Raw genomic sequence first — 9441 nt, forward strand, 5'->3', positions numbered from 1 at the left:
GCCTGTCGCTGTTCGTCGCCTGCACGCTGCATGTGCGCTGGCGCCAGCGCGCCGTCAAGGCTTCGGCCCTCGGCGCCGCGGGCTGAATGATTTTTTTGCGAGAACCGTCACCATGTCCACTCTGCTCGATACCCTGCGCCAGATCGTCGGCGCTCCCCATGTACTGACCGAAGGCGACCTGAGCGCCTGGGAGCAGGACTGGCGCCGCCGCAGCCGCGGCAAGTCGCTGGCCGTGGTGCGCCCGGCCAGCACCGCCGAAGTCGCGGCCGTGGTGCGCGCCTGCCACGACAGCGGCACCAGCCTGATTCCCCAGGGCGGCAACACCGGCCTGTCGGTGGGCTCCACGCCCGACACCAGCGGCACGCAGATCGTGCTGAGCCTGCAGCGCATGCAGGCCGTGCGCCAGCTCGACAAGGACAACCTGACGCTCACGGTGGAAGCCGGCTGCATTCTGCAGAACGTGCAGCAGGCGGCCGATGCCGCGGGCCTGCTGTTTCCGCTGTCGCTGGCCGCCGAAGGCAGCTGCACGATTGGCGGCAACCTGGGCACCAATGCGGGCGGCACGCAGGTCGTGCGCTACGGCAATACGCGCGATCTGTGCCTGGGACTCGAAGTGGTCACGCCCCAGGGCGAGATCTGGGACGGGCTCAAGGGGCTGCGCAAGGACAACACCGGCTACGACCTGCGCGATCTGCTGATCGGCAGCGAAGGCACGCTGGGCGTGATCACCGCCGCCACGCTCAAGCTGTTTCCCCAGCCGGCCGCGCGCCTCACGGCCTGGGCCGCCGTGCCGTCGATGGAAGCCGCGGTGCGCCTGCTGGGCCTGGCGCACCAGCAACTGGGCGCGGGCCTCACGGGCTTTGAAGTCATGGGCAAGTTCGCGTTGAGCCTGGTCGTGCGCCATATGCCGCAGCTGCGCGTGCCGTTCGCCGATCTGGCCGACGCGCCCTACTGCGTGCTGCTGGAGAACTCCGACAGCGAATCCGAAGCCCATGCGCGCGGGCGCTTCGAGGCCTTGCTGGAAATGGCGTTCGAGGACGGCTGCGTGCTCGACGCCGTGGTGGCCGAAAGCATTGCCCAGGCCAAGGGCCTGTGGCATGTGCGCGAAAGCATTCCGCTGGCCCAGGCCGAGGAAGGCCTGAACATCAAGCACGACATCTCGATCGCGGCTTCGCGCATTCCGGCGTTCGTGGAATACGCCGACGCGCTGCTGCAGGCCGAGATTGCAGGCGTGCGCCTGGTCAACTTCGGCCATCTGGGCGACGGCAACCTGCACTACAACGTGCAGGCGCCCGCAGAAGGCGACCCCAAGGCCTTCCTGCGCGACCAGGAAGACCGCGTCAACCATCTGGTCTACGAGGCCGTGGCGAAGTTCGGCGGCTCGTTCTCCGCCGAGCACGGCGTGGGCGCGCTCAAGGTCGACAAGCTGCAGAAATACCAGTCGCCCGTGGCGCTGGGCATGATGCGCGCGATCAAGCAGGCGCTGGACCCCAAGGGCATCATGAACCCGGGCTGCGTGCTGCCCCGGGAGTAAGACGCACGGTTACTGCGCGTTGCGGCGCTGGTTGCCTATCATGGTCTGCACGTCCTTGGGCCAGGGCACCACGGCCGCCGGCGGATCGATGAACTCCTCCGACTGGCCCGCGTTGAGCAGCCATACGCGCAGCGCGTTGGCGCGCGGATCAATCACCACGGCGCCGGCCTCGACACCGCCTTCATGCGGCCGGTTGCCCGTGATGAACCACAGGCCGCCAGCCGAGGTCAGCGGCGAGACCGTGCGCATATTGGCCAGCAGCACAGGATAACGCTCGCCAAGCAAGGCACGCAGGCGCGCCGCGAGCACCCCCTGCTCCAGATAGTTGTCGCCGTCATACGGATACTTGCCCACGGAATCGGCCAGGCTCAGCAAGGGCTCGAGCGGCGCGCCCGCCGTCGCCGGCACCTGGGCCGCTTCGGCCTGCGCGGGCACGGGCTTGTCCTTGAGGATCACGGCAGCCGTGGCCGAAACATCCTGGGTCGTCAACGGCACCGGGGCGGCCGGCACGGTTGCCGCATGCGCGGCCTTGGGCGCGGGCGGCTTGGGTTCGCACGCGCAAAGCAAGCCCGCCGCAGCCAGGGCGACGGCCGTCTGAACGGAAAAAAACACGAAACGCATGATGCACACCTTTGAGCGAAAGGTTGACGACAGCGCCCACGGCCGCTGCCGCATGTCAATTTTTTATCACGGCCTTGGCACACATGCGCGCCCTGGCCGTACTGCGCACCATTTTGACCCGCGCCGCAGGGCAGTGGCTGTCGGTCAACGCGCCGCCTGCATTGCGGCCCGCCCATGAAAAAACCCGACGGTCAGGCCGTCGGGTTTTTCGGTGAACGCCGGACTGATCAGACCTGGGCCAGCGCCTGGTCCAGGTCGGCCAGCAGGTCGTCGATATGTTCGATGCCCACCGACAGGCGCACCATGCCTTCGGTCACGCCGGCCTTGGCCAGCTCCGCGGCGTCAAGCTGGCGGTGGGTGGTCGACGCGGGATGGGTGGCCAGCGACTTGGCGTCGCCGATGTTCACCAGGCGCGTGAACAACTGCAGCGCATCGAGGAAGCGCGCGCCGGCCGCGCGCGCATCGCCCGCGCTGGTCTTGAGGCTGAACGACACGATGCCCGAAGCGCGGCCGCCCGACTGCTTTTGCACGATGGCGTGGTCGGGGTGGTCGGGCAGGCCCGCATAGCGCACCCATTCGACCTTGGCGTGCTTTTGCAGCGTCTCGGCGATCTTCTGCGTGTTCTCGCAGATGCGGTCCATGCGCAGCGCCAGGGTTTCAATGCCTTGCAGGATCTGGAAGGCGTTCTGCGGCGAGATCGCTGCGCCCATGTTGCGCAGCGGCACGACGCGCGCGCGGCCGATGTAGGCCGCGGGGCCCAGGGCTTCGGTGTAGATCACGCCGTGGTAGCTGACATCGGGCTCGTTCAGGCGCGGGAAGCGCTCGCGGTGCTCGGCCCAGGGGAAGGTGCCGCTGTCGACGATGGCGCCGCCCACGCTGGTGCCGTGGCCGCCCAGGTACTTGGTCAGCGAATGCACGACGATGTCGGCGCCGAACTCGATGGGGCGCAGCAGGTAGGGCGAAGGCACCGTGTTGTCGACGATCAGCGGCACGCCGTGCGCGTGGGCGACATCGGCGAGCGCGCGGATGTCGGTCACATTGCCCAGCGGGTTGCCTATCGACTCAATGAAGATCGCCTTGGTCCTGGCGTCGACCAGCTTGCCGAAGCTGGCGGGATCGCGCGCGTCGGCGAAGCGCACTTCTATGCCCTGCTGCGGGAAGGTGTGGGCAAACAGGTTGTAGGTGCCGCCATAGAGCGTCGAGGCCGAGATGATGTTGTCGCCGGCTTCGGCAATGGTCTGGATCGCGGCCGTGATCGCCGCCATGCCCGACGCCAGGGCCAGCGCCGCAATGCCGCCTTCGAGCGCTGCGACGCGCTTTTCCAGCACGTCGGTGGTCGGATTCATGATGCGCGTGTAGATGTTGCCCGGCACCTTCAGGTCGAACAGGTCGGCGCCGTGCTGGGCGCTGTCGAACGCGTAGGCCACGGTCTGGTAGATGGGAACGGCCACGGCCTTGGTGGTGGGATCGGGGCTGTAGCCGGCGTGGACTGCCAGGGTTTCAATGCGCATTTTCTTGCCTTTTCGAAAGTGCAGGTTGGAATGCCGAACGGGATTTTTATATTCGGCGCTTTGGTGAATCAATATATATAAACTGCTTATACATATAAGCAGCATTCTTGGGACATTATGTGCAGGCCGCGATCCATTCACGGCCTGCGCAATGCGATGCGATTATCCTCCAAGCATACATCCGCGATATTCTCATGCCCGGGCCCCCTCGGCCGAGGACGCCAAGCCGAAGTAGGCGCGAATCTGCGCCTCGAGGCTCAGCGCGGCCAGCCAGGAGGTTTTCGGGTTGTCGGGCAGCGGCGCGTTGGCCAGGCGGATCTGGAATTCGCCGAACGCGCCGCGCACCTCGAGCTCATGGCAGTTCTGCGTGACGCGCGGGTCGGCGACCAGCGTCACCTCGGTGCGCTCGAAGCCTATGCCGGCCAGCGCCACGGCGGCCGTCACATTGGCGTTCTTCGGATAGGCGCGCGCGGACGCGCCGGCCGAGCCTTCGAAAATGACCGTGGGCTGCGTGAGCGCCGCCAGATCGAACGCGTCGGCCGCGGGCGTGCCGCTCCATGAAAGCGGCGGCTTGCGGCCGATATAGCGCACGCTGTCCAGGCCCGCGCTGCGCGCGGCGTCAAGCGCATCCAGTCCGCCGATCGCCCCCGCGACGGTGATCAGCCGGCTGGCGCCCGCCAGCGCGCTGGCTTCCAGCTCGGCGCGCAAGCCCGCATCGGCCAGCGCGCCGACCGAAGTGATGATCGCATCGACGCCCGCACGCAGCGCGCCCGGCACATGCTCGCGCACCGCGCCATGGCCTGCGCATTCGATCAGCAGGCCGGGCTGCCAGGCAAGCAGCGGCGCAGCGCCCGTGAGCACGGTGGTGCCGGCAGGCACCTTGTCCGGCGTATCGCGCAGCACCAGCGCCAGTTCGGCCCTGGGCAGCAGCTGCGCCAGCCGCGGCAGCAGATAGCGGCCCATCGCGCCATGGCCGATGACGGCGATGCGCGCCGCGGCGCGCTGCGGTTCAGCGCGCATAGGCCGTGCTCGCGGTCGGCAGCATCAGCTGCATGCGCAGCTGCGCAGCTGCGCATCGGCCATGAAACGGCCCGTGATCTTCAGGATGGCGTCCATTTCCTCGGGCGTGTTGTAAGCACCCATGGAAAAGCGGATCGAGCCGGTATCGAGCAGGTTGCAGACCACGCCCTGGGCATAGAGGTATTTGCGCAGCGCGAACGCCTGGGGATGGCGTATGCAGACGATGGTGCTGTTCTCGCCCGGATGGGTCGACGAGAGAATCTGGAAACCCTGGGCGCGCAGTCCGGCGTCCAGCCGCGCGGCCAGCGCCAGCGTCCAGGGCGCGAGGTTCTCGACCTTGGCTTCCTCTATCATCAAGAGCGCCTGGGCCAGGCCGTAGACGCCGGGGTAGTTGATGTTGCCGCCTTCGAGCACGCGCGCATCGCCGGCGCCGGATTTGAGGCCCCAGCCTTCGACGCTCTTGTCGATGCGGTTGGCGAACGACGGACCGAAGTGCGCGGGCTGCAGCTGCTCGAGCAGCGCCGGCGCGACGTACAGAAAGCCCAGGCCCAGCGGCCCGTGCAGCGCCTTGTAGGCGCCGCAGGACAGCGCGCTGATGCCCCAGTTCTCGACCTCGATGGGCAGCAGGCCCACGCCCTGGATGCCGTCGACCACGAGGTGTATGCCCTGGGCGCGGCAGCGCTCGGCCAGCGCTTGGATATCGGCGCGCACGCCCGTGCTGTACTGCACATAGGAAACCGCGATCAGGCGGGTGTTGGCATCGACTTGCGACCAGATCGAATCGACGGTCACGCGCCGGTCTTCGGTGCGCGCCACGCGCACCTCGACGCCGCGCTGGCGCAGGTGCAGCCAGGGCACGGTGTTGACCGGGTGCTCCTGGTCGTCGATCACGAGGCTGTCGCCGGGCCGCCAGGGATATCCCTGGGCAACGATGTTGAGGCCTTCGGTGGTGTTCTTGGTGAACGCGACATGGCGGGCCTTGCCGCCTATCAGCTGCGCGACCTGGGTGCGCACGCCCTCGGCCGCGGCCAGCCACTCGGGCTTGTCGGCGCGCGCCATGCTGAGACTGGAGAAGAAATGCCCCATGGCATCGCTCACGCGCGGCGCCATCGGGCTGGCATAGGCCTGACAGACATAGATCTTCTGCGCCGTGATCGGGAAATGGTTGCGAAAAGCCTGTTGCCAGGCCGGCGCGTCGGTACTCGTGGTCATGGCTGAAATTCTAGGACCACGCTGCATCTTTTACGAAGTTCGCACATCACTTTTTAAGTCATATGCATAGTGAAAATCCGTCTATGTGAAATCCACTGTTTATGGCATTGACTCCCTACAATCGCAGCAAGAGCTCGAAGCACCGACTTTCCCGCGCAAACAATAAACCGCCAATCATTATCAAAATGATTTTCTTCGGTCTTGCGCAGCCCTGCCGAACCCAGAATCAATCATTATCACCTGCTCTCCAAATGCGTAAATCCTTACTGCGTCGCTTCACTCTGGCTGCCGCGGGCGCAGCCGCCGCCCTGACACTGTTTCCCGCAAGCGCCCAAAGCCAGAACTCCACGGTGGACACGATCAAGAAGCGCGGCCAGCTGGTCTGCGGCGTGAGCCAGGGTTCGGCCGGGCTGTCGCTGGCCGACAACCAGGGCCGCTGGAGCGGCCTCGATGTGGACTTCTGCAAGGCGCTGGCCGCGGCCGTGCTCAACGCACCCGACAAGGTGCGCTACGTTCCGCTGAGCTCGCAGCAGCGCTTTCCCGCGCTGCAGTCGGGCGAGATCGATGTGCTCAACCGCAACACCACGGTGACTTCGGGCCGCGACGCGGGCATGAACGTCACGGCGCCGGCCATCGTCTTCTATGACGGCCAGGGCTTCATGGTGCCCAGGAAGCTGGGCGTCAAGAGCGCCAAGGACCTCGACGGCGCCCAGGTCTGCGTGCAGCCCGGAACCAACAACGAGCAAAACCTCGTCGACTGGTTCGCGACGCACAAGATCCAGTACCGCGCGGTGGTGATCGAAAATCTGGTGGAACTCGAGAAGGCGTTCTACGCGGGCCGCTGCGATGTCTATCTGTCCGATGCCTCGACGCTGGCCGCGAGCCGCTCTTCGCGCGCGGGCAATGCCGATGATTTCGTGATCCTGCCCGAGCGCGTCAACAAGTCGCCGCTGAGCCCCTGGGTGCGCGACAGCGACACGCAATGGGTGGACATCGTCAAGTGGACGGTGCATGCGGTGGTCACGGCCGAGGAACTGGGCATCACGTCGAAGAACGTCGACAGCTTCAGCGCCAGCAAGGACCCGCAGGTGCGCCGCCTGCTGGGCCTGGATGCGGGCATTGGCAAGAGCTTCGGCCTGGGCGACAAGTGGGCCTACAACGTGATCAAGGCCGTGGGCAACTACGGCGAGATCTGGGACCGCAACGTGGGCCTGAAGACGCCGCTCAAGCTCGAGCGCGGCCAGAACGCGCTGTGGAACAAGGGCGGCCTGCTCTACGCTCCGCCTTTCCAGTAATCCAGTACAGGCTGCGGCCCGGGCGCTGACAAGGCGCCCGGGCCGCACTATTTTCCATGCTGGACTTCAGCTTCCTCGGCCAGCGCGCCGGCTTTCAGATCGCCGAAAGCCTGTGGACCGTCACGGCCGAACACCCTTACTGGCAACTGCTGCTTGCAGGCCTGGTCAACACCCTGACCGTCGCCGCGATCGCCATTCCCCTGGCCACGGCGCTGGGCCTGCTGCTGGGCGTCTTGCGCCTGTCGCGCCACCCGCTGCTGGCGCGCGTGCTGGCCTGCGTGGTCGAGCCGATTCGCAACACGCCCGTGCTGCTGCAGATGTTCATGTGGTACGCGCTGCTGCTGCAATTGCCCGTGGTGCGCGAAGCCTGGCAGCCGCTGCCCGGCGTCTATCTGTCCAATCGCGGCCTGGCCCTGCCCATGCTGCAGGGTGCGGTCTGGTGGCCGCTATGGCTGCTGCTGCCTTGCGCCACGCTGTGGCGGCGCAGCCGGCCCCAGGCCGCGGTGTTCGCCGGACTGGCGCTGCTGTGGGCGATGGCCGCGCAGGATTGGTCGGCGCTGCATTGGGACCTGCCGCGGCTCGCGGGCCTGGGCCTGCGCGGCGGCTGGAGCCTGAGCCCCGAACTCACGACCCTGCTGCTGGGCCTGACGATCTTCCATGCGGTATTCATTTCGGACGTGGTGCGCGGCGGCGTGCTGGCCGTGCCCGTGGGCCAGGTCAACGCGGGACAGGCCCTGGGAATGAACGCCGCCACTCTGGCGCGGCATGTGATCTACCCCTATGCGGTGCGCGTGGCCGTGCCGCCCTATGCGAATCAATGCCTGATGCTGATCAAGAACAGCACGCTGGCGATCGCGATCGGCTACCAGGAACTGATGGCCATCATCAACACCACCATCACCCAGACCGGCCGCGCGATCGAAGGCATGACGCTGGCCATGGCCTTCTATGTGCTGCTGGGCACGCTGCTTGCCTGGGCGATCGCGCAATACAACGCGCATGTCAACCGCTACAGCGTCGACGGCGCGGGAACGCTGCGCCTGGGCCAGGTGCTGCGCCTGCCGGCGTTCGACGCCGCAGGGCTGTGGCGCGGGCGCGCGCGCGCCGCACTGACGCTGCTGCTGTCCGCGGCCACGCTGTGGCTGCTGTGGCGCGGCCTGCAATGGGCCTTGCTCGATGCGGTCTGGACCGGCACGGCCGATGCCTGCGCCCAGGCCACGGGCGCCTGCTGGGCCGTGGTCACGTACAACGCGCCGCTGCTGACGTTCGGCACCATCGCACCCGAACAGCGCCCCCAGGCCGCGCTGGCCTGTGCGCTGCTGGCCGCCGTGATCGGGCTGCTGCTGTGGCCACGCCTGGGCCCGCGCCTGCGCGCGGCGCTGGTGTTTGCCGCGGGCCTTGCCGTGGTGCTGGTGCTGGCCGGCGGCATGGGGCTATGGCCCGCGCTGCCCGTGGTCGCCTGGGGCGGGCTGCTGGCGACGCTGGCCATGGCGCTGAGCGCCATCCTGCTGGCCCTGCCGCTGGCCGTGGCGCTGGCGCTGCTGCGCCGCAGCCCGCGGCGCTGGCTGCGCTGGCCCGCGGGCGCGCTGGTCGACGCGGTGCGCAGCATTCCGCTGGTGGTGCAGCTGCTCGTGGCCTCGTTCTGGATTCCCATCTTTGTCGGCGGCGACTGGTCAAGCGCCAAGTTCCAGCTGGCCTTGTTTGCCATCGTGCTGCACACCGGCTGCATGCTGGCCGAAGTGCTGCGCGGCGCGCTGCAGGCCGTGCCGCAAAGCCAGGCCATGGCGGCCCAGGCGCTGGGAATGCGCGCGGCGACGGTGCTGGCCAGCGTGGTGCTGCCCCAGGCGCGCGTGCTCGCCGCGCCGGCCGCGCTGGGCGTGTTTGTCGGCGCGGTCAAGGACACCTCGCTGGTCGCCATCATCGGCGTGTTCGACGTGCTGGCCGCGGCCAAGACCGTGGTCGCCGACACCGCCTGGCGCCCCTATTTCGTCGAGGTCTATTGCTTCGTAGGACTGTTCTATCTGCTGATCTGCCTGCCGCTGTCGTGGCTTTCGCGCCGGCTGGCGCGGCATTGAGGGCCGGCAGGGCATTGCGGCCGCCCGCAGTGCGGCGCTGCCGCTTGCGCTACGATTCCGCCCTATGAAACAGTATCTCGACCTCGTCCAGAACATCTTTGACAACGGCAGCTGGCAGGACAACCGCACGGGCGTTCGCACCCTGAGCCTGCCCGGAGCGATGCTGCGCTTCG

General features: G+C 67.4%; 8 protein-coding genes. 4 read left to right on the top strand and 4 right to left on the bottom strand.

All coding sequences use genetic code 11. The features are described from left to right. Window positions 1-112 precede the first annotated feature (112 nt). Window positions 113-1534, top strand: a complete 1422-nt coding sequence (locus RR928_RS22730; RefSeq protein WP_332549542.1) for an FAD-binding oxidoreductase — start codon at window positions 113-115, stop codon at window positions 1532-1534. A gap of 9 nt (window positions 1535-1543) precedes the next feature. Here RR928_RS22730 and RR928_RS22735 read toward each other — a convergent pair whose 3' ends face one another. From RR928_RS22735 to RR928_RS22750, 4 genes are all read right to left on the bottom strand, one after another. Then, window positions 1544-2155 carry a hypothetical protein gene (locus tag RR928_RS22735; RefSeq protein WP_332549543.1) on the bottom strand — a complete coding sequence of 204 codons (612 nt, stop codon included), beginning with the start codon at window positions 2153-2155 and terminating at the stop codon, window positions 1544-1546. 227 nt (window positions 2156-2382) lie between these two features. After that, window positions 2383-3666, bottom strand: coding sequence for an O-acetylhomoserine aminocarboxypropyltransferase/cysteine synthase family protein (locus tag RR928_RS22740; protein ID WP_332539760.1), 1284 nt, complete (start codon window positions 3664-3666; stop codon window positions 2383-2385). A 192-nt stretch (window positions 3667-3858) separates the two neighbouring features. Next, window positions 3859-4686, bottom strand: a complete 828-nt coding sequence (locus RR928_RS22745) for an aspartate dehydrogenase (protein ID WP_332684358.1) — start codon at window positions 4684-4686, stop codon at window positions 3859-3861. Between the two features lie 24 nt (window positions 4687-4710). After that, the gene (locus RR928_RS22750) at window positions 4711-5898 is read right to left on the bottom strand and encodes an aminotransferase class V-fold PLP-dependent enzyme (protein ID WP_332684359.1); all 1188 of its coding nucleotides are present in this window, start codon (window positions 5896-5898) and stop codon (window positions 4711-4713) included. Between the two features lie 251 nt (window positions 5899-6149). Between RR928_RS22750 and RR928_RS22755 the strand changes: the two genes are divergently transcribed. From RR928_RS22755 to RR928_RS22765, 3 genes are all read left to right on the top strand, one after another. Further along, window positions 6150-7193, top strand: a complete 1044-nt coding sequence (locus RR928_RS22755; protein ID WP_332539764.1) for an amino acid ABC transporter substrate-binding protein — start codon at window positions 6150-6152, stop codon at window positions 7191-7193. A 56-nt stretch (window positions 7194-7249) separates the two neighbouring features. Further along, window positions 7250-9268 (top strand): ABC transporter permease subunit, encoded by a 2019-nt coding sequence (locus RR928_RS22760; RefSeq protein ID WP_332684360.1) that lies wholly within the window; start codon window positions 7250-7252, stop codon window positions 9266-9268. A 64-nt stretch (window positions 9269-9332) separates the two neighbouring features. Then, the coding region (locus RR928_RS22765) for a thymidylate synthase (protein ID WP_332684361.1) at window positions 9333-9441 on the top strand (109 nt) is incomplete at its 3' end.

Origin of the sequence: Comamonas sp., from assembly GCF_036666375.1 — a bacterium.
Lineage (GTDB): Bacteria > Pseudomonadota > Gammaproteobacteria > Burkholderiales > Burkholderiaceae_C > Comamonas.

Coding starts and splice junctions, on each gene's coding strand:
- RR928_RS22730 (WP_332549542.1), top strand. CDS start 113: ATGTCCACTCTGCTCGATACCCTGCGCCAGATCGTCGGCGCTCCCCAT.
- RR928_RS22735 (WP_332549543.1), bottom strand. CDS start 2,155: ATGCGTTTCGTGTTTTTTTCCGTTCAGACGGCCGTCGCCCTGGCTGCG.
- RR928_RS22740 (WP_332539760.1), bottom strand. CDS start 3,666: ATGCGCATTGAAACCCTGGCAGTCCACGCCGGCTACAGCCCCGATCCC.
- RR928_RS22745 (WP_332684358.1), bottom strand. CDS start 4,686: ATGCGCGCTGAACCGCAGCGCGCCGCGGCGCGCATCGCCGTCATCGGC.
- RR928_RS22750 (WP_332684359.1), bottom strand. CDS start 5,898: ATGACCACGAGTACCGACGCGCCGGCCTGGCAACAGGCTTTTCGCAAC.
- RR928_RS22755 (WP_332539764.1), top strand. CDS start 6,150: ATGCGTAAATCCTTACTGCGTCGCTTCACTCTGGCTGCCGCGGGCGCA.
- RR928_RS22760 (WP_332684360.1), top strand. CDS start 7,250: ATGCTGGACTTCAGCTTCCTCGGCCAGCGCGCCGGCTTTCAGATCGCC.